The organism is Hyphobacterium marinum (genome assembly GCF_036330325.1).
Taxonomy (GTDB): Bacteria; Pseudomonadota; Alphaproteobacteria; order Caulobacterales; family Maricaulaceae; genus Hyphobacterium; species Hyphobacterium marinum.
Map to the genome: position 1 here is coordinate 30,358 of NZ_JAZDRO010000006.1, position 23,388 is coordinate 53,745.

Annotated in this window: 20 protein-coding genes; 1 reads left to right on the forward strand and 19 read right to left on the reverse strand. The window is 63.9% G+C overall.

Translation table 11 applies throughout. From position 1 onward, the window contains the following. The 13 genes from bamA to proS form a co-directional block, all read right to left on the reverse strand. Entirely contained in the window at positions 1–2,370 is a 2,370-nt protein-coding gene (gene bamA / locus V0U35_RS12655; RefSeq protein WP_330197097.1) for an outer membrane protein assembly factor BamA, read from the reverse strand. A gap of 29 nt (positions 2,371–2,399) precedes the next feature. Further along, positions 2,400–3,575 carry a M50 family metallopeptidase gene (locus V0U35_RS12660; RefSeq protein WP_330197098.1) on the reverse strand — a complete coding sequence of 392 codons (1,176 nt, stop codon included), beginning with the start codon at positions 3,573–3,575 and terminating at the stop codon, positions 2,400–2,402. Positions 3,576–3,591: 16 nt separating this feature from the next. Further along, the gene (gene dxr / locus V0U35_RS12665) at positions 3,592–4,785 is read right to left on the reverse strand and encodes a 1-deoxy-D-xylulose-5-phosphate reductoisomerase (protein WP_330197099.1); all 1,194 of its coding nucleotides are present in this window, start codon (positions 4,783–4,785) and stop codon (positions 3,592–3,594) included. After that, positions 4,782–5,603, reverse strand: a complete 822-nt coding sequence (locus tag V0U35_RS12670; RefSeq protein WP_330197100.1) for a phosphatidate cytidylyltransferase — start codon at positions 5,601–5,603, stop codon at positions 4,782–4,784. Before V0U35_RS12670 ends, dxr begins: the two co-directional genes overlap by 4 nt. Further along, positions 5,587–6,321, reverse strand: a complete 735-nt coding sequence (locus tag V0U35_RS12675) for an isoprenyl transferase (protein ID WP_330197101.1) — start codon at positions 6,319–6,321, stop codon at positions 5,587–5,589. The genes V0U35_RS12670 and V0U35_RS12675 overlap by 17 nt, the downstream gene beginning before the upstream one ends. A gap of 34 nt (positions 6,322–6,355) precedes the next feature. After that, complete coding sequence (frr, locus tag V0U35_RS12680; protein WP_330197102.1) at positions 6,356–6,916, reverse strand: ribosome recycling factor; 561 nt, start codon at positions 6,914–6,916, stop codon at positions 6,356–6,358. A gap of 19 nt (positions 6,917–6,935) precedes the next feature. Next, on the reverse strand, positions 6,936–7,694 hold the full coding sequence (pyrH, locus tag V0U35_RS12685) for a UMP kinase (protein ID WP_330197103.1): 759 nt from the start codon (positions 7,692–7,694) through the stop codon (positions 6,936–6,938). 73 nt (positions 7,695–7,767) lie between these two features. Further along, complete coding sequence (gene tsf / locus V0U35_RS12690) at positions 7,768–8,715, reverse strand: translation elongation factor Ts (protein ID WP_330197104.1); 948 nt, start codon at positions 8,713–8,715, stop codon at positions 7,768–7,770. A gap of 57 nt (positions 8,716–8,772) precedes the next feature. After that, positions 8,773–9,630 carry a 30S ribosomal protein S2 gene (gene rpsB / locus V0U35_RS12695; protein ID WP_330197105.1) on the reverse strand — a complete coding sequence of 286 codons (858 nt, stop codon included), beginning with the start codon at positions 9,628–9,630 and terminating at the stop codon, positions 8,773–8,775. Positions 9,631–9,814: 184 nt separating this feature from the next. After that, the gene (gene dnaE, locus V0U35_RS12700; RefSeq protein WP_330197106.1) at positions 9,815–13,276 is read right to left on the reverse strand and encodes a DNA polymerase III subunit alpha; all 3,462 of its coding nucleotides are present in this window, start codon (positions 13,274–13,276) and stop codon (positions 9,815–9,817) included. Between the two features lie 271 nt (positions 13,277–13,547). Further along, complete coding sequence (locus V0U35_RS12705; protein WP_330197107.1) at positions 13,548–14,246, reverse strand: ABC transporter ATP-binding protein; 699 nt, start codon at positions 14,244–14,246, stop codon at positions 13,548–13,550. Continuing rightward, positions 14,239–15,546: a lipoprotein-releasing ABC transporter permease subunit gene (locus V0U35_RS12710; protein WP_330197108.1), complete on the reverse strand. Its 1,308-nt coding sequence runs from the start codon at positions 15,544–15,546 to the stop codon at positions 14,239–14,241. The genes V0U35_RS12705 and V0U35_RS12710 overlap by 8 nt, the downstream gene beginning before the upstream one ends. Next, positions 15,543–16,877, reverse strand: a complete 1,335-nt coding sequence (proS, locus tag V0U35_RS12715) for a proline--tRNA ligase (RefSeq protein WP_330197109.1) — start codon at positions 16,875–16,877, stop codon at positions 15,543–15,545. The genes V0U35_RS12710 and proS overlap by 4 nt, the downstream gene beginning before the upstream one ends. A gap of 190 nt (positions 16,878–17,067) precedes the next feature. Between proS and V0U35_RS12720 the strand changes: the two genes are divergently transcribed. Further along, a complete protein-coding gene (locus V0U35_RS12720; protein ID WP_330197110.1) occupies positions 17,068–17,961 on the forward strand; it encodes a DMT family transporter in 894 nt (297 codons plus the stop codon). On the opposite strand, the gene V0U35_RS12725 is transcribed toward V0U35_RS12720, so the two are convergent. The 6 genes from V0U35_RS12725 to nuoN are packed head-to-tail and all read right to left on the reverse strand — an operon-like array spanning position 17,958 to position 23,386. After that, complete coding sequence (locus V0U35_RS12725; protein WP_330197111.1) at positions 17,958–18,296, reverse strand: DUF1467 family protein; 339 nt, start codon at positions 18,294–18,296, stop codon at positions 17,958–17,960. The genes V0U35_RS12720 and V0U35_RS12725 overlap by 4 nt on opposite strands. Beyond that, entirely contained in the window at positions 18,296–18,718 is a 423-nt protein-coding gene (mce, locus tag V0U35_RS12730) for a methylmalonyl-CoA epimerase (protein WP_330197112.1), read from the reverse strand. Before mce ends, V0U35_RS12725 begins: the two co-directional genes overlap by 1 nt. Positions 18,719–18,738: 20 nt before the next feature. After that, entirely contained in the window at positions 18,739–20,412 is a 1,674-nt protein-coding gene (locus tag V0U35_RS12735; protein ID WP_330197113.1) for a ribonuclease J, read from the reverse strand. Continuing rightward, the gene (locus V0U35_RS12740; RefSeq protein WP_330197114.1) at positions 20,409–21,188 is read right to left on the reverse strand and encodes a type III pantothenate kinase; all 780 of its coding nucleotides are present in this window, start codon (positions 21,186–21,188) and stop codon (positions 20,409–20,411) included. Before V0U35_RS12740 ends, V0U35_RS12735 begins: the two co-directional genes overlap by 4 nt. Before the next feature lie 9 nt (positions 21,189–21,197). Further along, positions 21,198–21,926, reverse strand: coding sequence for a biotin--[acetyl-CoA-carboxylase] ligase (locus tag V0U35_RS12745; RefSeq protein WP_330197115.1), 729 nt, complete (start codon positions 21,924–21,926; stop codon positions 21,198–21,200). Positions 21,927–21,940: 14 nt separating this feature from the next. Next, positions 21,941–23,386 carry an NADH-quinone oxidoreductase subunit NuoN gene (gene nuoN, locus V0U35_RS12750; protein WP_330197116.1) on the reverse strand — a complete coding sequence of 482 codons (1,446 nt, stop codon included), beginning with the start codon at positions 23,384–23,386 and terminating at the stop codon, positions 21,941–21,943. Positions 23,387–23,388 lie beyond the last annotated feature (2 nt).

Sequence of the window (23,388 nt, forward strand, 5' to 3'; positions counted from 1 at the left end):
TTAGAATCCTGTACGTGTGCTGAAGCGGAAGAATTCGGCTTTGTCATAGTCCTCGTTCACGAGGGCTTCTGCGAGATCGAAGCGGATCGGCCCGAAGGGCGAATCCCAGAAAATGCTCAGGCCGGCCGAAACACGCGGCGACAGATCATCTGCCGTGAACGTCCCCGTGCCGGTCTCGGCAATCTGACTGTCGTCGTCGAGGAGACCGATGGTGCCAAAGTCGGTGAAGACACTCGCACGCACGCCGTACTCCTCCGGCAAGCCGAGCGGGAAGGCCAGTTCAAAGGTACCGATCGCATAAGCGCGCCCGCCAAGGGCATCGCCGCCGATCAGTTGCCCTGTCGTGGTGTCCCGCGATACCAGACGCGGACCGATACCGGCCGTTTCAAAGCCGCGGAACGTGTTTCCGCCCTTGAAGAACCGGTCATTGATCCGGATCGAGTCACCACCCCAGCCCATGATGAAGCCGGCGTTGAAGGTGAAGCTCGCCACGACGTCCTCCCAGATGCCACGGTAAACGGCACCGCTGGCTTCTGACTGGACATAGCGAACATCGCCGCCAATCCCGGCGAAATCTTGACTGAATTGCAGCGCGAAACCGCGCGTCGGGTTGATCGGATCATTGGTTCGGTCCCAACGCAGCGTGTAGCCGAACACCGACGTTACGCGTGAACCCGACTGGGAACGCAGGGCCGGGTTGGCCCCGGCATAGACGATGACGTCATCGGTCCGCAGCGTATAACGCAAGCCCAGCTCGGTCGACCGCGTGGTCGGGAAACCTGCACGCAGGCTGACACCCGTACTTTCGGTTTCGAAGGACGCTTCCCGGGCAAAGTCGGAGCGAACCTGGAAAAGGTCAAAACCGGCGGCGAGATTACGGTCAAGGAAGCGCGGCTCGGTAAAACGGATATCGACCTGCTGACGGCGTGAGCTGGCGGAAATCCGGAAGCGGAGGAATTGGCCACGGCCGCGCAGATTCCGTTCTGAAATCGACAGGTCAACCAGGAAGGCATCGGTCGACGAGAAACCGGCCCCGAAGGCGAGCTCGCCGGTTGGCTGCTCCTCGACCGTTACCTGCAGGCGCGCGCGGTCGGCCGCAGAGCTCTGCGTCTCGGTGATCTCGACTTCCTCGAAGAAGGCCAAACGGCGCACGCGGTTGCGAGACCGGTCGATCAGAGCGCGGTTGAAGGCGTCGCCCTCGACGAGCTCGAGTTCGCGCCGGATCACGTGGTCGAGCGTCCGCGTATTCCCGACGATGTCGATACGTTCGATATAAACGCGCGGGCCTTCGTCGATGACGAATTCGACGTCCACTGTGCGGTCGTCGCGATTGCGGGTGATGCGCGGGCGGATATTGACGAAGGCATAGCCGGCAGCACCGGTTGCGAAGGTCAGCGTCTCGACCGAGTCCTCGATCAGTTCGCCCTGGTAGAGATTTCCCGTTTGGGCCGGCAGGGCGCGCTGCAGGAAATCGGTTGAAATATCGGGGAGTTCGGTCGTCACCGTGATGTCGCCGAAGGTGTAGATATCACCCTCGTCGAGCGTGAAGGTGATGTAGAAATCTTCCTGGTCCGGAGTCAGTTCGGCAACAGCCGACACGACGCGGAAATCGGCAAAGCCCTGATTCTGGTAGAATTGACGCAGCAGTTCGCGGTCGTACTCAAGGCGATCCGGGTCGTAGTTGTCGTTCGAACCGAAGAAGCGGTACCAGCGCGATTCCTGGGTGACGAGCTCTCCGCGCAGGCGGCGGTCGCCGAATTCCTCGTTGCCGATGAAGTTGATGCGGCGCACGCCGGTCATCGGACCTTCGGATATCTCGAAGATCAGGTCGACCCGGTTTTGCGGCTGTTCGATGATCCGCGGCGTCACCTGGGCAGCAAACCGCCCGGAACGGCGATAGACCTCGATGATGCGCTGCACATCGGCTTGCACCCGCGCACGGGTGAAGATGGCGCGCGGCTGGGCCTGGATTTCATCGGTGATGTTGTCGTCGTCAACCGCGCGATTCCCTTCGAGAATCACCTGGTTGATGATCGGGTTTTCCTGGACATAGACGACGACGATCTCGCCGCGGTCCTCGATCCGGACATCGGAGAAGAGACCGGTCGCAAACAGGGTCTGGATCGACAGGTTCACTGCGCGGGGGTCCGCCACCGTCCCGGGCTGGACCAGCATATAGGACAGCACGGTGTCGGATTCGACGCGCTGATTACCCTGAACCAGGATCTGGCGGACGACTGGACGCGCTTCAACCTGCGGTGCAGGTGCCTCAGCTTCGGTGGTTTCGTCCTGCGCCCGGGCTGACGCCAGCGACAGGGGAGCGAAGGCAAGCAGGGTCGCCAGGGAAGCGCGGATTACACTCAACAACATTCGGGCCGCCGTCATTTTGTCGCGTGGGTTCAGGAGAACAGACCGCGCAGGTAACTCAGATCATTCACGGTCGCTACAAGCATCATACCGAGCACAAGTGCAAGCCCTACACGGAATCCAATGGCTTGAACACGCGCACTCAGTGGACGGCCCGCAACCGCTTCATAGGCGTAATACACCAGATGCCCGCCGTCGAGCAGCGGTATCGGTAACAGATTGACCAATCCCAGCCCGATTGAAAACAGGCCGGCGAGCGAAATCAGGTTCACCAACGCCCGGCCCGCCCCGGTTGCGGCGTCCGGAGCACTGTCGAGGCTTTGATTGGCTACCTGCCCTGACACCGTGACAATGCCGACCGGCCCGTTGAGCATGTTGGCCGGGGCCTGCCCGGTCACGATCCGCGCGACATAGCGCCCGGTAATCGATACGACCTGCCAGACACGGGCACAACCGGCACCGAAGGCCTCAAACAGGTTATAGGGGCGGTGATAGACGTCGCCACTGGACCCGAATCCGACCTGTGCCACCTCGCGGCGGCCACCCAGGCCATCGTCGGCTTCGGTCAGTCGCGCCGCTGCGCGAATCTGCATCGGCTGTCCATCGCGCAGGATATCAAAGGTAACGACCTCATTCGGGCGCCAGACGAGTTGGGCACGGATATCGGCAAACCGGTTGATCGGTTCGCCCGCGATGGCTTCGATCCGGTCTCCGGTCTGGAATCCCGCCGCTTCAGCGGGTGTCCCGGGCTGGACCTGGCCGACCACCGGTTCCAGGCCCCGGTCGCCATAGGCCAGCGCGAGCGCCGTGAAGATCGTGATCGCCAGAATGAAATTGGCGATGGGGCCGGCCGCGACGATGATCGCGCGCTGCCAGACCGGTTTGAAGTGGAAGCAGCGCTCTGCATCCGGCCCGAGCCGGGCGCGCATCTCGCGTAGTTTGTCCTGATCGGGCTCGCTTGCCGCGCCGGCGTCGCCTAAAAAACGGACATATCCGCCCAAGGGGAGCGCTGCGACCCGCCAGATCGTCCCCATCCGGTCACGTACCGCGAACAGGGTCGGTCCGAATCCGATCGAGAAAGCCTCGGCGTGCACACCGAAATAGCGCCCGGCCGCGAAATGACCGAGCTCGTGGATCACCACGACGATGGAAATCACGAATACGAATGCGAATGCAGTAATCAGGCCGGAGCCGAAAAAATCAAGCATGAACCATCCTGACCCTTTACGCGGATGACGCCGACAGGCGGCCGATCATCTCGTCGGCCACGCGGCGGGCGCGTGCATCTATGTCGAGTGCCTCATCAAACGCAGAAAAACGTTTGGGAAGCGTTTCACGCCTGTCCATCGCGGAAAGAACGTCCTCAACCGTCCGCACAATGTCAAGAAAACCGGTGCGTCCGGCGAGAAAGGCCGCCACGGCAACCTCGTTGGCGGCATTCAGGGCGGCGGTGGCCCCCTCCCCGTGTTCAAGCGCTTCGCGGGCCACCCGCAGCGCGGGAAAACGCTCCGGATCCGGCGTTTCAAAGTCCAGCCGCGACAGCCGCGCGAGATCGAGCCGTTCGGCTGGCGTTTCCATCCGTTCTGGCCAGGCCAGGGTCGAGGCGATCGGGATGCGCATGTCCGGCGTGCCCAGCTGGGCGAGCACACTGCCGTCACCGTATTCGACAAGGCCGTGAACAATGGACTGGGGATGGACCACCACGTCGACTTTCGCTGGCGCCAGGTCGAAGAGACGGCAGGCCTCGATGACCTCCAGCCCCTTGTTCATCATCGTCGCCGAGTCGATACTGATCTTCTCACCCATTTCCCAGACGGGGTGAGCGAGCGCATCTCTACGGGTGACTCCGGCCATGCGGTCCGCCGGCCAGTCACGGAAAGGCCCACCTGAAGCGGTCAGCGTGATCCGGGAAACATGACCGCGATGCTCGTCCCGCAAGGCCTGGAAGATCGCATTGTGCTCGGAATCGACCGGCAGGACCGTCGCGCCGCGCGCTCGCGCGGTCTGCATGAACAGGTCACCGGAACAGACCAGGCATTCCTTGTTGGCGATGGCGAGGGCCGCCCCGGGACGAAGCGCGGCCGCACTGGCCATAAGCCCCGCCGAACCCACGATAGCCGCCATCACCCAGTCGGCATCCATGCCGGCCGCTTCGATCAGCGCATCCGGTCCGCACGCGGTCCGCACGCTGGTGCCGGCCAGAGCGTCAGACAGCGCCGACCCGCACTGGGGATCAGCGGCGACGGCGATTTCAGGCGAAAACTCCCTCGCCAGGTCGGCCAGGCCCTCGACATTTCTGTGTGCCGTCAGCGCGACGATTTCGAATGTCCCCTGTGGGGCCCGCCGCACCAGGTCGAGCGTCGCAAGGCCCACCGAGCCTGTCGCTCCGAGCACGCTGATCCGACGCGGCGCGCTCATGACCAGACCTGCGGGACCAGCAGCTGGGACGCGAGCGCGACTGCGGTTGCCAGCATCAGCGCATCGACACGGTCGAGCACGCCGCCATGGCCGGGAATGATCTTGCCGGCATCTTTCACGCCAAAGCGGCGCTTTGCGAGCGACATCAGGAGGTCACCGAGGACCGAGGCCAGCGCGAGCACAGCGGCAAGGATGACCGCTTCAGGAAATGGCAGGCCGAAATAGCGGGCGTACAGCCCGCCGGCGAAGGTGCCAACGACCATGGCCCCGGCAAAACCGGCCCATGTCTTGTTCGGGCTAACCCTGGGCCAGAGCTTGGGTCCGCCCAGCCAGGTTCCGGCAAAATAGGCGAAAATGTCCGCGCTCCAGACCACGCACATCAGGAAGCCGAGGCGCACGAGACCGTTGTCGCCCGCATCACGCATCCAGACCAGCGAGCAGGAGGTCAGCGCGACATAGAGTATGCCGGCCGGAGCGCGCCAGCGGCGGCGGACCGGGATGTCGCCCGCGAACGCCACGCCAATGGCACCTGCCAGGGGCCAGGCCGCTGCCCAGAACAGGTCGCCATGGCCGACAAAGATCACTGCGCCGCTCGCCGCGACCGCCGCGACCGCATAGCTGCGGGTTGGCGCACCGCCATCGGCCATGCGCTGCCATTCCCAGGCCATGGCCGCCGCGAAGGCGGCCACGTAAGCGGTGAAGGCCTCCCCGCCCCTGACCAGAAGAAAGACGGAGACCGGAGCCAGGATGACGGCGGAAACGACTCGCGCGAGAAATGCCGGGTCGCGACGAATCAGGCGCTCAGGCGGCGCTGTCATCCACGCCTCCGAACCGGCGCTGACGGCTGTGATATTCGTTCACGGCCGCCTGCAGATGACTGGCGTCGAAGTCGGGCCACAGAACATCGAGAAAGATCAGTTCGGCATAGGCCGCCTGCCAGATCAGGAAATTGCTGATCCGGCGCTCGCCGCTGGTCCGGATAACCAGGTCGGGATCGGGTATGCCGGTCGTGTCGAGAAATCCGGCGAACACGCCTTCGTCGATGGCGGTCGCATCCACGTCGCCCGATTGCGCGGCCAGAGCCAGGCGGCGGGCCGCCCGGACAATCTCGTCGCGTCCGCCATAATTGAACGCGATCGTCAGATGGAAACCGGTATTGGCCTCGGTCCTTGTCTCGGCCCGCCCGATGATCTCGACGAGTTCCGGTTTCAGCCCCTCGCGGCGGCCGATGATCCGGATCCGCACATCCTCGCGCGCCAGTTTTTCTAGGTCCGCGTCGACGAAGCGCCGCATCAGGTCGAACAGCGCGTCGACCTCTTCCTCTGGCCGCCGCCAGTTCTCGGTCGAAAAGCCGAACAGGGTCAGATGCCGGATCCCCAGCTCGCCTGCCGCACGCACGGCACCGCGCACGGCGTCGACACCCTGCTTGTGCCCAAAGGCACGCGGACGCCCGCGGGCAGCCGCCCACCGTCCATTGCCGTCCATGATGATGGCGACATGGGCCGGTGTGGCCGTTTCGGTGTTCGGGGCGGGCATGGGCGTCTCCTGATGGAGCCTTTAAAAACGGGCCCTAGACCTGCATGATTTCGTCTTGCTTGTGTTTCAGCGCAGCATCGACACTGGCCACGGCGTCGTCGGTCAGCTTCTGGACCTCATCGGCCCTGGACTTGTGTTCGTCTTCGCCGATATCGCCGTCCTTCTCCGCCTTCTTCAGGCTTTCCATACCGTCACGGCGGACATTGCGGATTGCGACGCGGGCATTCTCGGCAAAACCGCTGGCCGCCTTGGCCAGTTCGGCGCGGCGCTCCTCATTAAGCGGCGGAATTGGAATGCGCATCATCGCGCCTTCCACCACCGGGTTTACGCCGATGGGGGAATTCCGGATTGCCTTTTCGACGGCCGGCGCGAGGTTCTTGTCCCACACCTGGACCGTGATCATGCGCGGCTCGGGCACGGAAATCGTCGCGACCTGGTTGATCGGCGTCACCGAGCCATAGGCATCGACCTTGATCGTGTCGACCAGGCTGGCGCTGGCGCGTCCGGTGCGCAGTCCGCCGAAATCCTTCTTCAGGGCCTCCACGGCACCGTCCATGCGCCGCTTCAGATCCTTCATATTGATATCACCGCTCATGGAAGTCCGTCCTGATGTGTCAGTTAGCGTTTGCCGCGGGCCGCTGACCGATCACGGTGCAGACGCCCTGCCCCGACAGTACACGGGCGAGCCCGCCCTTGTCATGGATGCTGAAAACCACGATCGGGATGGCGTTCTCGCGCATCAGGGTCACGGCCGCCGCGTCCATCACCTTCAGATCGCGCGACAGTACTTCGAGATAGTCGAGCTGGTCATAGCGCTCCGCGTCCGGGTTCTTGCGCGGGTCGTCGGAATAAACCCCGTCGACCTGAGTGCCCTTGAAGAGCGCGTCACAGCCCATCTCGGCCGCCCGCAAGGCGGCAGCGGTATCGGTTGTGAAGAAGGGATTGCCCGTCCCGGCGGCGAAGATCACCACGCGGCCCTTTTCCATGTGCCGGATCGCCCGGCGGCGGATATAGGGCTCGCAGATCGAGGTCATGGGAATAGCGGACTGGACGCGGGTCTGGACGCCGATGCGCTCGAGCGCTGTCTGCATGCCGAGCGCGTTCATCACGGTCGCCAGCATGCCCATATAGTCGGCCGCGGCGCGGTCCATGCCCTTGGCGGCTGCTGACAGCCCGCGAAAGATGTTGCCGCCGCCAATGACAAGGCAGACTTCAACACCGGAATTGACGGCTTGCTTGACCTCGCTCGCGACGCGCTCGGCGGTCTTGAGGTCAATGCCATAATTCTGATCGCCCATAAGGGCTTCGCCGGATATCTTCAACAAGACCCGCTTGTAGACGGGCGGCGGAAGATCGGCGGGAGTATCGGTCACTGAATCGGTCACGAGACGGACACTAGACGAAGCGTGCCGGGGCGGAAACGCCCCGGCACCAGGAAAATCATCGTCAGCCCTTGCCGGACATCGCCGCGACTTCGGCGGCGAAGTCGTCAGACTTTTTCTCGACACCTTCACCGAGCGCCATCCGGGCAAAGCCCGTAATGGTGATCGGGGCACCGACATCGCCCTCGGCATTCTTCAGGAATTGCTCGACCGTGTTGTCCGGGTCCATCACGAAGACCTGCTTCATCAGCACGACTTCCTCGTAGAACTTGCGGATACGGCCTTCGACCATCTTCTCGATGATCGCTTCCGGCTTGCCGGATTCGCGGGCCTGTTCGGACAGGACAGTACGTTCCTTGTCCACTTCGGCCGGATCCAGGTCGGACACGTCGACCGACAGCGCCACGGCCGGGGAGCCGGCTGCGACATGCATGGCCAGCTTGCGGCCGATTTCGGCCAGCTTGGCCTTGTCGCCGTCCGACTTCAGACCGACGAGCACGCCAATCTTGCCAAGGTCTTCGCCCGCCGCGTTGTGGACATAGGTCGCCACGACGCCGGGATCGGCCTCGATCGTGGTCGCGCGGCGCAAATTCATGTTCTCGCCGATCTTGGCGATAAGGTTGGTCAGCGCTTCGTCGACCGTCTCGCCGGACGCCATTTTCGACGTCTTGATCGCCGCGACATCGCCCCTGGCCGGGATCGCCAGGCCGGCGATTTCCTTGACCGTGGCCATGAACAGCTCGTTGCGGGCGACGAAGTCGGTTTCCGCGTTCACTTCAACCGCCGCGCCGATCATGCCGTTGCCGGATTCGGCAACCGCCACGCCAACGAGGCCGTCGGAGGCGACGCGGTCGGCCTTCTTGGCCGCTTTCGACAGGCCCTTGGTGCGCAGCCAGTCGACGGCCGCTTCCAGGTCGCCGCCGGTTTCGCTCAGCGCCTTCTTGCAATCCATCATGCCCGCGCCGGTCTTGTCGCGCAGTTCCTTGACGAGGGCCGCTGTGATCTCAGCCATCGGTTTCACTCCTGATCCGTGATCGTTCTATACGTAATGTGTGACAGAAGGTGGCGGTTAGCCGGCCTTCTCTTCGCTCTCGTCCTTGGCGTCCGCACCCGCGTCGGCGTCCGCCGGGGCGTCTTCAGCCGCAGCCGCATCCTCGGCAGCCGGCTCGGCTTCGTTCAACGCGATTTCGACGGGCTCTTCGGCCGCACCGAGATCCACGCCGAGATCAGCCGCGCCTTCGGTGATGCCGTCGAGCACCGCATCGGCCACCAGTTCGCAATAGAGCGAGATGGCGCGCGATGCATCGTCATTGCCCGGGATCGGGAAGTTGATCGGATCGGGGTCGCAATTGGTGTCGACAACCGCCACGACCGGGATACCCAGCTTGCGGGCTTCCTGGACGGCGATCGCTTCCTTGTTGGTATCGATCACGAACATCAGGTCGGGAATGCCGCCCATGTCCTTGATACCACCGAGCGACAGCTCAAGCTTGTCGCGCTCGCGGGTCAGGTTCAGCAGTTCCTTCTTGGTGAAGCCGGAGGATTCCTGAGAGCCGTCAAGCAGCGTTTCGAGTTCGCGCAGGCGCGAGATCGAGTGAGAGATGGTGCGCCAGTTGGTCAGCGTACCGCCGAGCCAGCGGTGGTTCACATAGTACTGGGCGCAGCGCTTCGCGGCCTGGGCAACTGGCTCGGAGGCCTGGTGCTTGGTGCCGACGAAGAGGATGCGGCCACCGCCAGCCGCCGCCTGGCGGACCTGGACGAGCGCCTGGTGCAGCAGCGGGACCGTCTGGGACAGGTCGATGATGTGGATGTTGGACCGTTCGCCGAAGATGAATTCCTTCATCTTGGGATTCCAGCGGTGGGTCTGGTGTCCGAAGTGCGCGCCCGCTTCGAGGAGTTGGCGCATGGAAAAATCAGGCAGTGCCATCGTGCAGTTTCCTTTGTTCCGGTTGGCCTCCGCAGGACGGAGCCGCCGCCTCTTTTCCAGTTGAGACGGACGACACCGGAAACGACGACCAGATGGCCGCCGATGCCCCGCGTGCGTGATGGCGCGGCTTATATGGCCGGAATACCCATTGCGCAAGGCCTGATGGCGGTAAGCGGGCCGGGTGTCAGAGCGGTTCGACGCTTTCCACGCCGCGCACCGATTTCAGGGCGGCCTGGACCGCCTGGCTGCAGGGGATCTTGCCCGGCAGGCGCAGAACAGCCTCTCGCCCGCCGCCGATACCCATGACGAGGCGGACTTCGCCGCCCCCGCCCTGCCCGCCACCGATGGATGCGGCGCGTTGCAAGCGGCTGCGTACGCCTTCGAGCGCCGCGCGGTCGAGTCGGATGGTCAAACCGTCCGCGGCCGGGGCGGCATCGAGCACCTCGACCGAATCCGCGAAGAAGCGCAATTGCTCTTCCTTGTCGTCCACCCGAACCGCCACAAGCACGGCCGCGCCCGTCTCCAGCGCATCACGGGAGGAGCGCAGGAGTTCGGGCGGGATGAGTGCGTCATACTCGCCGGTAGGGTCAGAAAGAGAGAGCCAAGCAAAGCGTTCGCCGGACTTGGCCGAAACCCGTTCCTGGCGGCGGCGGACCATGCCGGCCATGCGCAGGGCCGTCGCCCCTTCGGCCACGCGGGCCGGGGCATCGGCGAGGAAGACCACGCCGCGGGCCGCCAGCGCGCTCGAGAGATCATCGAGCGGGTGACCGGACAGGTAAAAGCCGATGGCCGCCAGTTCCTCATCGAGGCGTTGAGTCCCCGTCCAGGGGTCAGCCTCGGGCAGGGGCGGACGGGCCAACCCGCCCTCGTCTGCCGGCCCTGCACCGAAAAGGCTGGCTTGCGCACTTTCGCGTTCGTCGGCGGCGCGCGTTGCCATGGCGGCGAGAATGGGCGCGGCAGCGAATGCCTTGGCGCGATCAGGCTCCAGGCAATCCAGCGCCCCGGCGCGTGCAAGATTTTCCAGCGTGCGGCGATTGACCTGTTTGGGGTCCACGCGTTCGGCAAAGTCATAGAGGTCCGCGAAGGGTCCGTTGGCCTCGCGCTCGGCGACGACATGTTCCATCGCGGTCAGCGAGACATTGCGGATCGCGCCGAGCGCATAGAGCACCGCCCCGCCCTCCACCGAGAAATCGGCGCGAGAGCGGTTCACGTCCGGAGCGAGGACCGGCACGTCCATCTTGCGCGCTTCCTGGAAGAAGACCGCAAGCTTGTCGAAATTGTTCCGGTCGAGGCTCATCAGCGCGGCGAGGAATTCGACCGGGTGATGGGCTTTCAGATAGCCGGTGCGATAGGCGATGGCGGCATAGGCGGCCGCGTGGCTCTTGTTGAAACCGTAGCCGGCAAATTCGTTGACCAGTTCGAAGATGTAGGCTGCCTTGCCTTCGGCCACGCCCTTCTCGCGCGCACCCTCGATGAAACGCGAGCGCTGGCGGTCCATCTCCTCTTTTTTCTTCTTGCCCATGGCGCGGCGCAGAAGGTCGGCCTCGCCGAGCGAGTAACCGGACAGGATCTGGGCGATCTGCATCACCTGTTCCTGATAGATGATGACGCCGTGCGTCTCCTTCAGGACAGGTTCGAGATCAGGGTGCAGGAAATCGACATCGGCCCGGCCAAATTTCCGGTCGACATAAACGTCGATATTCTTCATCGGGCCGGGACGGTAGAGCGAGATGAGCGCGATCAGGTCCTCGATCTTGTCCGGCTTCATTTTTTTCAGCGTGTCGCGCATGCCGGTGGATTCCATCTGGAACACACCAATGCCCGCGCCCGTCGCCAGCAGCTCGTAAACGGCCGCGTCGTCGTAATCCGCCGCCTCGATGTCGGGTGGCTCGCCCCCGCCCTTGCGGATATAATCGAGCGTGCGCGCGATGACGGTCAGCGTCTTCAGCCCGAGGAAGTCGAACTTCACCAGGCCCGCCGGCTCGACCCATTTCATGTTGAACTGGGTGGCCGGGACGTCCGAGCGTGGATCGCGGTAGAGCGGGGTGAGTTCAACCAGCGACCGGTCGCCGATGACAACACCGGCGGCGTGGGTCGAGGCGTTGCGGTAGAGCCCCTCGAGTTTCAGCGCGGTCTGAAGGAGCTTGGCAACCGCCGGGTCCTCGTCCCGCATCTGCTGCAGGCGCGGTTCACCTTCGATGGCCTGGGCCAGCGTGACGGGATTGGCGGGGTTGGCCGGAACCAGCTTGGCAATCTTGTCGACAAGACCGAGCGGCAGCTGGATGACGCGTCCGACATCGCGCACGACGGCGCGCGCCTGGAGCGTGCCAAAGGTTATGATCTGGGCGACGTGGTCGCTGCCATAGCGTTCCTGCACATAGCGGATCACCTCGCCCCGGCGTTCCTGGCAGAAGTCGATGTCGAAGTCGGGCATCGACACCCGCTCCGGATTGAGAAAGCGTTCAAACAGCAGGCCGAACCGCAGCGGGTCCAAATCCGTGATGGTCAACGCCCAGGCGACAACCGAACCCGCACCTGACCCCCGGCCCGGGCCGACCGGGATGTCCCGGTCCTTCGCCCATTTGATGAAGTCCGAAACGATCAGGAAATAACCCGGGAATCCCATCTGGGCGATGATCTTCAGCTCGAAGTCGAGCCGCTCGAAATATTCGGACTCGGGCGCTGCCGGTTCGACGGCCTTGAGGCGTTCGGTCAGCCCCGCCCTCGCCTGGGCGGCGAGTTCCTCGGCTTCGTCACGGCCATCGGCGGTCTCGAACCGCGGCAGTAGCGGCGGGCTGGTCTTGGGACGGAAATGACAACGGCGGGCGATATCGACCGTGTTGGCGAGCGCTTCGGGCAGATCGGAGAAACGGGATTCCATTTCCTCCGCACTCGCGAAGTGATGGTCGGGCGTGACCCGGCGGCGGTCCTCGACCGAGAGATAGGAGCTCTGCGATATGCACAGCAGCGCGTCATGTGCGGCATGCATGTCAGGATGCGGGAAGAAGGCTTCATTGGTTGCGACCAGCGGCAGGCCCCGGTCATAGGCGGCATCAACGAGCCAGTTTTCGGCCTGTAATTCCTCGCGGCGGCCGTGGCGCTGAAGCTCGACATAGAGCCGGTCGCCAAAAGCCGCCGCCAGACGGTCAAGCCAGGCCGCAGCCTCGGCTTCACGCCCGGCGACGACATATCGGTTGAGCGCCCCTTCCGGCCCGCCCGTCAGTGCGATCAGGCCTTCGTTGAGTTCCAGGACGCGGTTGGCGGAAATGTGAGGCGGGTCGGTCGGCCCGGCCTCGAGGAAGGCAGCGCTCGATAGCGCCATGAGATTGCGGTAGCCGGTTTCAGATTGGGCAAGCAGGACGATCGTGCCTTCCGGCTCGACCCGCTCGCCCGGATGGGGCGGCGAGATGAGGACCGAGAGCGTACAACCGACGATGGGCTGAACCCCGCCCCCGGCCATGGTCTCGGAAAACTCAAGCGCACCGAAGAGATTGTTGGTGTCGGTAAGGGCCACGGCGGGCATGCCGCCATCGACACAGAGCGCGGCCATGTCCTTGATACGGATGGCCCCTTCCAGCAGCGAATAGGGCGAGCGCGTTCTTAAATGAACGAAGCTGGGTCCCGATGCTGCCATATCCGTATCCATTGCTCCCTGAAGCCCCGCCCTGACCGTCCGAGTCGACGGCCGGGCCGCGAGCCTAGCGAAAGGATCAGCCGGCGAGAACCGACCCCCACACCAGGATCATCCAGGCAAAGCCCATCAGGGCGGTGGCAGCGGTGGCGTCCATGATGATGCGGCGCATGAGAAATCTCCGTCGTGTTATCAATGTTCCTGTTTTGTTCTTTTTCAGATTGACGGAGTACGGTCAAGGAAAATCCGTGATTCGCGGGAAAGTTTTTCGTTAACGGCGGGCGGGTCAGGCAGCGGGTTGCCAGGCCGTGACGTGGTGATCCTGGAAGGTCAAAACCCGGTCCATGCGCTCGGCGAGCGCCAGATTGTGGGTCGCGACCAGTGCGGCAACGCCCTCGTCCCGGGCGGCATTTGAAAAAGCCTGGAAGACCGAGTCCGAGGTTGCCGGGTCGAGGTTGCCGGTCGGTTCGTCGGCCAGGATGATCTTCGGCTTGTTGGCAAAGGCGCGCGCGATCGCGACGCGCTGCTGCTCACCGCCCGAGAGCTGGGCCGGCTGGTGCTGGGCGCGCTGGGTCAGGCCCATCGAGGCCAGCAGGCGGTCGGCCTCGGCCAGAGCGATGCGCCGCGACTGACCGTTGATCAGCTGGGGCAGGACAATGTTTTCCCGGGCATCGAATTCCGGCAGCAGGTGGTGGAACTGATAGACAAAACCGATCATCGACCGGCGCAGCCCCGTCCGCTCCCGGTCGGAGAGCGCGGTCACATCGCGCCCGTCGAGGAAGACCTGTCCCGCGTCGGGTTTTTCCAGAAGTCCGGCGATATGCAGGAGAGAGGATTTGCCCGAACCGGACGGTCCGACGAGACCGACCACTTCCCCGGGAAAGAGCTCCATCCCGGCGTCCTTGAGCACATTCAGTGCGCCGGCTTCGGTCTTGTAGGTGCGCTCGATCCCGGTCAGCGCGAGGACGGGCGTCGGCTTACTCATAGCGAAGCGCCTCCACCGGATCGAGACGTGCCGCGCGCAGCGCTGGCGGGATCGCCGCAAGCAGGGCCGCGCCCAGTCCGAAGACCGACGCGAAGACCACTTCCGCCCAGTCCAGCCGCGCGGGAAGGTTGGAGAGGAAATAGACTTCCGGATCCCAGACATTCACGCCGGTGATAAACTGGATGAAGGCTTTGACCGCGTCGATGTTCAACACGAACACAACGCCCAGAACGACGCCGCCAATGGCACCAACCGCGCCGATCATCAGGCCGATCAGCAGGAAAACACGCAGGATCGAGTTCTGCGTCGCCCCCATGGTGCGCAGGATGGCAATGTCCCGCCCCTTGTTCTTCACCAGCATCACCAGGCCGGTGATGATGTTGAGCGCGGCGATCAGGATGACCACACCCAGAATGAGCCGCATGGCGAAGCGCTCGACATTGAGCGCCGTCTGGAAGCTGCGGTCACGCTCGCGCCAGTCCTGAACAACGCCGGCACTGCCTACCAGGGCGCGGATTTCGGCCACGAGCGGTCCAACGCCGTCAGGGTCCTCGACCCGCACGTCAATGGAATGGGGCCGGTCAGCGGCGAAAAACACCATCGCCTGTTCCAGCGGCATGAATACCGTCACCTGGTCAAAGGCATAGATGCCGCTCGTGAAAATGCCGGCCACGCGGTAAGGCTTGCGATTGGGGCGGGTGCCGAACGGCCCGGCGCGCCCCGTGGGCGCGATCAGCGTGATATCCTCGTCTTCAATGACATTGAGCTGGTTGATCACGCCAAGGCCGGCCAGAATGTCGTCCCCGCCGTATTCGCCCTGCCCGAACGTCTCGAAACTGCCATAGCGGAGCCCCGGGCGATTGTCCTCGACCGGGGTGACGATGCGTTCGAGTTGAGCCAGTTCCTCGCGCGTGATCCCGACCACATTGGCCCCGATGGTCCGGCCATTGGCGGTGACCAGGGCCTGGCCATTATAGCGCGCGCCAACACTGATGACACCGTCCAGCGCTTCGATCCGGCCCGATAACTCGTCGAGCTCCTCCGGCGTCATGTTCTGGGCATGAACATAGACATGCGACTGGACGCCCAGCAGCGTACTCAAGAGCTCGTGCCGGAAGCCGTTCATGATCGACATGATGATGATCAGGGCGGCCACGCCGAGCGTGATTCCGAGGAAGGAAATGATCGCGATCAGGGCGATACCGCCATGACGGCGCTTGGCGCGCAGATACCGTGTGGCCAGCTGGAATTCGTGACCCGCGAAGGGGCGCGCGCGTCCGGGTGCCGCTGGCTCACTCATGCGGCGAACGCGCCTTCGGCGAGGCGTGCAACGGCATCGTCGATCGACAGTTCATGCTTCTCGCCGGTGCGGCGCACCTTTACTTCGGCCTTGCCGTCCTTCAGGCCGCGCGGTCCGATGACCAGCTGATACGGAAGACCAATCAGGTCCATGGTCGCGAACTTGCCGCCGGGCCGGGCATCGGTGTCATCCAGCAAGGGCTCGCGTCCCGCGCGCGACAGCGCGTCATAAGCCGACTGGCAGGCGGCGTCGGTATCCGTGTCGCCCGCCTTCAGATTGATGATGCCGACGCCGAAGGGCGCGACCGAGTCCGGCCAGATGATGCCGTTCTCGTCGTGGCTCGCCTCGATAATCCCGCCGACAAGCCGCGATACACCAACACCGTAGGAGCCCATGTGGACCGGCACGGTCGAGCCGTCGGGATGGGCGACCATCGCCTTCATCGCGTCGGAATACTTGGTACCGAAATAGAAGATGTGCCCGACCTCAATGCCCCGGGCAGACAGGCGTTTGCCGTCGGGCACCTCGGCCTCGAATTTCGCGGCGTCGTGCATTTCCTCGGTCGCGGCGTAGAGCGCCGTGCGCTGGTCAACCAGCGGCTGGAGGTCGCCGTTGAAATCGACGTCCGGACCGGGCGCGCCCATCTCGACGAGGTCAGCGTGGCAGAAGACCTCGCTCTCGCCGGTATCCGCGAGGATAATAAATTCATGGCTGAGATCGCCGCCAATCGGTCCGGTGTCGGCCCGCATCGGCACCGCTTTAAGGCCCATGCGCGCGAACGTGTTCAGGTAGGCAATGAACATCTTGTTGTAAGCGGCTCTGGCAGAAGCCTCATCCAGATCAAAGGAATACGTATCCTTCATCAGGAATTCGCGGCCGCGCATAACGCCAAAGCGCGGGCGGACCTCGTCACGGAACTTCCACTGGATGTGATAGAGCAGCTTCGGAACGTCCTTGTAGGACTTGCAATAGGCCCGGAAGATCTCGGTGATCATCTCCTCGTTCGTCGGCCCGTAGAGCATGTCGCGGTCATGCCGGTCGACAATGCGCAGCATTTCCTTGCCATAGGCGTCGAACCGCCCGCTTTCGCGCCACAGATCGGCCGACTGGATGGTCGGCATCAGAAGCTCGACAGCCCCGGCGCGGTCCTGCTCCTCGCGCACGATCTGCTCGATTTTCTTCAGGATTTTCAGGCCGAGCGGCAGCCAGGCGTAAATACCCGCCGATTCCTGGCGGATCATGCCCGCGCGCAGCATCAGCCGGTGCGAAGCGATCTGCGCGTCAGCAGGCGTTTCCTTCAGGACGGGGAGAAAATAGTTCGAAAGGCGCATGGGGAAGCGGTCCGGAGCGGTCGTGTTGCGTTGCACCAAGCATTAGACGGTGCCGCAGGGTGGAGCAAGTTGACTGTCATCCATGAAGGGCGCGTGTCGCATTTCGGAACCGTTGGCAGCGCCATCGGGTTGCATCGTCATGGCAAAACGCCCTGCCCCGATGTCTGAAACGCCACGCGAAAAGCCAGCAATGACCTTTGCGCAACTGGCGCTGGGGATGGCCGCCTTTGGCTCCGCGACGCCGGTCAGCAAGATCGTCACCCAGGCCATGCCCGTTTTCGTCGGCTCAGCGTTGCGGGTCGGGATCGGTGCCCTCGCTCTCCTCCCCTTCATCTGGACCCGCCGCCATAATGTCAGGTCAATCAGTCGCGGAGACTGGCTGCGCATCACTATCATCGCCCTCTTCGGCATGTTCGGCTTTTCCGCCCTGATGCTCTACGGTATGCGCATGGTCTCCGGGGTCACCGGTGCCATCGTGATGAGCACCGCACCGGCGGTCACGGCCGCCGCGTCGATGATCTTCCTGAAGGACGCACCGACCTGGCGCAAATTCGCCGCCATTGCGCTGGCCGTCATCGGGGTGGGTATCCTCAATCTCGGCGGGAGCGGCGGCAGCGGCACGGACACGGGAACCATGCTGCTCGGCATCGCCCTCGTCTTTGCCGCTGTGTGCTGTGAAAGTGTCTACACGCTGGTCGGCAAGACGGCCTCGGAGCGCGTCGATCCGGTCGTCGTCGCCTTCCTCGCCGCGGCCATGTCCTTGCCCCTCTTCGTTCCGCTCGCCATCTGGCAGTGGAGCGGGTTCGACCTGTCGGGCATGGACGCGGGCAGCTGGACCGCCGTCATCTGGTATGGAGCCGGAACGCTCGCGCTGGGTAGCTGGCTCTGGTACCAGGGCGTGGCAAAGGCGGAAGGCTCGGTCGCGGCCGGTTTCATGGGCGTTATGCCGGCGTCAGCGCTTCTCCTCTCCTACGTCCTGCTCGGAGACGACTTCCGGCTGATCCACGTCGCCGGGTTCGCGACCGTTTTCGCCGGCGTGCTCCTCATCTCTTGGGAGCATGCGCGCATGAGCGCGAAGGACTAGCGCGGAAACGGAAGGCTGTTCACATCGATCAGGCTGAATTCGACAACGGCGAAAATGAGGAGCCAGACAATCGAGGCGACAACGGTCGTCAGCCAGGCCTTGCGTTTCAGGCCGGGATCGACTGGTGCCCCTGGTTCAGTACCGGCCACCACTTCGTGATCCTCGTGCTGGCCCCGCACGCCGAGCGGGAGGATTGTGAAGAGCACGATCCACCACGCTACCAGATAGATGACCAGCCCTGTCGCGACACCGATGCCGTGCGCAGGCAGGAAAAACTGCGCAAGCCAGAGGGCCACTGTCAGGGCGACGAGAACGATGGAGACGCCTTTGAGCATCAGTCGTGATCCGGTTTCTGCATCAGTTCGACCAGCACGCCGTCCGAATTCTTCGGGTGAACGAAGATGACCGGCACACCGTGCGCTCCAATATAGGGCTCTCCGGTTCCCAGGACAGTCGCGCCGCGCGCGCGCATTGTGTCGCGCGCAGTGATGATGTCATCGACCTCGAAACAGACATGATGCTGGCCGCCCTTGGGATTTCGCTCCAGGAATTTGTGGACTGGCGAGGCTTCGCCAAGCGGTTCAAGCAATTCCAGTTCGGAATTCTCCAGGCTGACGAAACAGACCCGGACGCCCAGATGAGGAAAATCCTTCGTCTCGGTGGCGCGGTCTGCGCCATAGAGCGTGGCATACATCGCCTTGGTCGCCTCGATATCGGGCGTGGCGATGCCGACATGGTTGAGCCGTCCGATTTTCATCGCGTCACTCCTGCAGCTGTTCAGACCGTCAGCGCGGTCACATCGACGATGGGCTTCTTGCCCCAGATCCGGTTCGCTTCCTTGCGCACGGCTCGGCGGATCGCTTCTTCGGTCGCTTCCTCGTCACTACGGTCGCGGCGACTCAGCCGCTCATAAGCCTGCTCTGCCGCATCGGCGAGATCGTCGAGAAAGCGCTCCAGGGGGTAGTCGCGCGAGTCCGCTACGCCAACCGCGCGCACATCCGGGCCGGCGGCCAGCTCACCGGTGTTGGTGATGGCGAGCGAGACCGCGATATGGCCTGAATAGGCCAACTTGCGCCGCTCGCGCATCGAGTCCGCATCGGCGTCCGTGATGAAATTGCCGTCGACATGGAGCCGGCCGCTGGGCACTTCATCGACAATCTGCGGGCCGTCGGCGCTGATCCTGATCAGGTCGCCGTTTTTGGGGGCCAGAGCCATCGGGACCTGCAGACTGCGCGCGAAGTCCGCATGCTCAATCAGGTGCCGCCGCTCGCCGTGGACCGGGATGGCGATACGGGGCTTGGCCCAGTTGTACATCGCCCGCAATTCCTCGCGGCACGGATGCCCGGAGACATGAATATCCCGGTCGTGCTCGGTGATGATGTCAACGCCGCGCTCGGCGAGCTTGTTCTGGAGTTCGAAGATTCCAATCTCATTGCCCGGAATCACACGCGACGAGAAAATGGCACTGTCGCCCTTCGACAGGGTGACATTGCGGTGAGAGCCTTCGGCGATGCGTGACAAGGCCGCGCGCGGCTCGCCCTGGCTACCGGTGCACAGATAGAGAATTTTCTCCTTCGGGAAATGCGCCGCGTCTTCTTCATCGACAAAGGGCTGCGCATCCGCCAGCAGGCCGACATGCTTGGCCGCAGCCGCCATACGGTGCATCGACCGGCCGACCAGGCAGACCCGGCGGTCATTGGCCTCAGCGGCGCGGATCGCCGTTTCCATGCGCGCAACATTCGAGGCAAAGGCCGCGACGGCGACGCGTCCGGTCTGTTCGCCGACCAGCTTGATCAATTCCTCCCGGACATCGCCTTCCGAGCCCGACACGCCTTCGGTGAAGACGTTGGTGGAATCGCAAACAAGGGCGAGAACGCCCTCCTCGCCAAGCGCCGTGATGGCGTCGACATCGGTGGTTTCCCCAATCAACGGATCGGGGTCGATCTTCCAGTCACCCGTGTGCAGGACGAGCCCTGCCGGCGTCCGGATCGCCAGCCCGTTGGGCTCGGGGATGGAATGGGTCAGCGTCAGGAATTGCAGGTCGAATGGTCCGAGCGTCAGGCGTCCATCCAGCGCGATTTCGTGTAGCTCAACCACTTTGTCGAGCCCCTTTTCGGCCAGCCGGTCACGCATCAGCCAGGCGGTGAACGGCGTCGCATAGACCGGGCAGCGCAGGCGCTCCCACAGCTGGGCGACCGCGCCCATATGGTCCTCGTGGGCATGGGTCAGGACGATGGCAAGAAGATCGTCACGCCGCTCCTCGATAAAGGCCGGGTCGGGCATGATCAGGTCGACACCAGGCGTCGTCAGATCCCCAAAGGTGACCCCGCAATCGACGATGATCCATTTCCGTGCGTGCTCCGGACCATAGCCATAGAGATTGAGGTTCATCCCGATCTCGCCGGACCCGCCCAGGGGCAGAAAATAGAGGCCGTCGTCCTCGATACTCATACGCAGCGGCCTCCATTGCGGCGCCAGACTTCCAGAAGCCCCCGGATCGTCACGTCGGGATCAAAATGATCGATCGTGCGCGCCGCGTCCTCGAACAGCGAGGCCACGCCTCCCGTCGCGATAACCGTCAACGGCTCGGGATGTTCCGCCTTGATCCGCCCGACCAGGCCATCGATCAGGTCGACATAACCCCAATAGACACCGGACTGCATCGCGCTGACCGTATCGGTGCCGATCACCCTGGCCGGGCGCTGGATGGCGATACGCGGCAAGCGCGCGGCCGCCTTGTGAAGTGCCTGCATGGACAGGTTGATGCCCGGCGCGATGATGCCGCCAACAAAAGCATTGTCCGCCGAGACGACGTCGAACGTCGTCGCGGTGCCGGAGTCGATGATCAACAGCGCGCCTTCATGGTTCATCCGTGCGCCGAGCGCGTTAACGAGCCGGTCCGCCCCGGCGTCCTGCGGGCGTTCGAGCCGGACAGTGATGCCGAGGTCGACACCGGGCTCTCCAACAACAATTGGGTCCCGGTCGAGATAGCGGCGCGACAGATTGCGGAAATTGAACAGCGCCTGCGGCACGACGGTCGAGATGACGCAGGCGTCGATGTCCTGCAGAGACAAGGACGACATGGCCATCAACTGCGTCAGCCAGACAGCATGCTCGTCGGCGGTCCGGGTCGCATTTGTCGCCGTGCGCCATTGCGCGCGCCAGCCCTTGCCGTCGTGGACAGCAAAGAGCGTATTGGTGTTGCCACAGTCGATCGCGAGAAGCATGGAAGCCTCTTAGCCCACTGCGCCGGGAAAGAACACGTCTCCGGCAGTGATCATGCGCCGCTGCCCTCCCGGCAAATCAAGGCGTAGCGCGCCGTCCGGAGCGAGGTCGGCGAAAACACCTTTCAGGGTTTCGCCCTCCAGCCTGACCTCACACGGCTCGCCGATGCCATAGGCGCGTGTGATCCAGGGGCCGCGCAGGCCCGCGAAGCCTTCTGTCGACCAGACCGCCCGCCAGCGTTCGAAGGCATCAACCAACCGGTCGAGCGCGGTTTCGGGGGCGAGGCTTACGCCCTCGGCCTTGAGGCTCGTCGCGGGACGGTCGGTGTCTGACGGGTGAGCGGCGAGGTTGATCCCGATCCCGGCTGCCAGCCAGAGATCGCCGCCCGGCGTCGTGCCGCTTTCCAGGAGAATTCCGGCATTCTTGCGTCCGCCGACGAGCACATCATTGGGCCATTTCACCCGGATACGGTCGCGGTCGATGACACTTTCGCAGACTTCGGCGACAGCCAGCGCGGCCGCAAAGGAGAGCTGCGCGGCACGCGCCGGATCGGTCTTCAGCGTGTAAAGGCCGGTGGCAAAGAGATTGCCGCTCATGCCTTCCCAGGCCCGCCCGCGCCGACCCCGGCCTGCCGTCTGGCGGCGCGCGGCGATCCACACCGGCCCCGCTTCACCGGCGCGGGCGCGGCGCTTGGCTTCCTCATTGGTGGAGTCGACGCTCTCCAGCCAGTCGATACGCACCCTCGCCTGCCCGGTCAGAACAGGCCCGTCACCGAGCCGCGCGCCCACAGAAAGACCAGGGCTGCCACAGGCACCAGTACGACACTCGCCAGACCGGCGAGATTGGCAATCGTGCCGGTGGTAAAGGCCGGATTGACGAAACGCGCCGTCGGCTCACCAAACCAGATCACCTTCACCACGCGCAGATAGTAGGCCGCCGCGACGACCGACATCAGCGCCGCGATAATGACGAGCCACAAAAGGCCCGCCTGCAGCGCAGCGTAGAAGACGAAGAGCTTGCCAAAGAAGCCGACCATGAAGGGCAGACCGCCGATGGAGAACATCACACCGGTCATGGCCCAGGCTAGGCCCGGACGCGATTGCGCGAGACCGGCAAGATCGTCGACCTGTTCGACCATACCTTCCGCGGTGCGCATGGCGAGAATGACGCCGAACGCGCCAATGACGCTGATCATGTAGAGGACGAGGAAAGCCAGAAGCGCCCACAGTCCCGTTTCGCTGGCCGCCGAAATCGCGACCAGCGCGTAGCCCATATTGCCGATGGAGGAATAGGCCATCAGACGCTTGATGTTCTGCTGGGTCAGCGCGCCGAACGCCCCGACCGCCATCGACAGAACCGCGATGATGGAGATGACCTGCACCCACTGGTCGGACGCTGCACCGAACGGCTCAAGCAGGACACGCGCCAGCAGCACCATGGCCGCCATTTTCGGTGCCGTGGCGAAGAAGGCGGTCACCGGGGTCGGCGAGCCTTCATAGACGTCCGGCGTCCACATGTGGAAGGGCGCGGCAGAGACCTTGAAGGCCAAGCCGCAGATCACGAAGACGAGGCCGAAGATCAAGCCAACCGACGGCTCCTGTGCGGCAATCGCGATTTCGGCAAAGCCGGTCGCACCGGTAAATCCGTAAACGAGCGACGCGCCATAGAGCAGCATGCCCGAGGAAAGCGCGCCCAGGACGAAATACTTCAGGCCGGCTTCGGAGGCCCGCAGCGAGTCCCGGTTAAAGGCGGCGAGCACGTAGAGCGCCAGTGATTGCAGCTCGACGCCCATATACATGGCGATGAGGTCATTGGCCGAGACCATCATACCCATGCCGACCGCAGCCAGCACGACGAGGATGGCGTATTCGAATCGGGCCAGGCGCTCGTCGCGCAGATAGGGCATCGCCAGAAGGATGGCGAGCGCCGCCGCGCCAAAAATCGCCACCTTGGAGAAGAGCGCCAGCGGATCGAAGACAAAGGCCCCGCCAAAGGCCGTCGCGACACCGGCCGGCACGAGGTAGGACGCCGCCGCCAGGCCGATGACCAGGAGGACAACACCGGCAGGGCCGATAAACCGGGCCGCCCTGGCTTCGTCCTTGAAGAAGACACCGGCCATGAGCAGGGCCATGGCCCCGATAGCCAGAATGAGTTCCGGCGCAAGGAGCGTCAGGTCGGCCGTAAGACTGGATGCGGTCACTG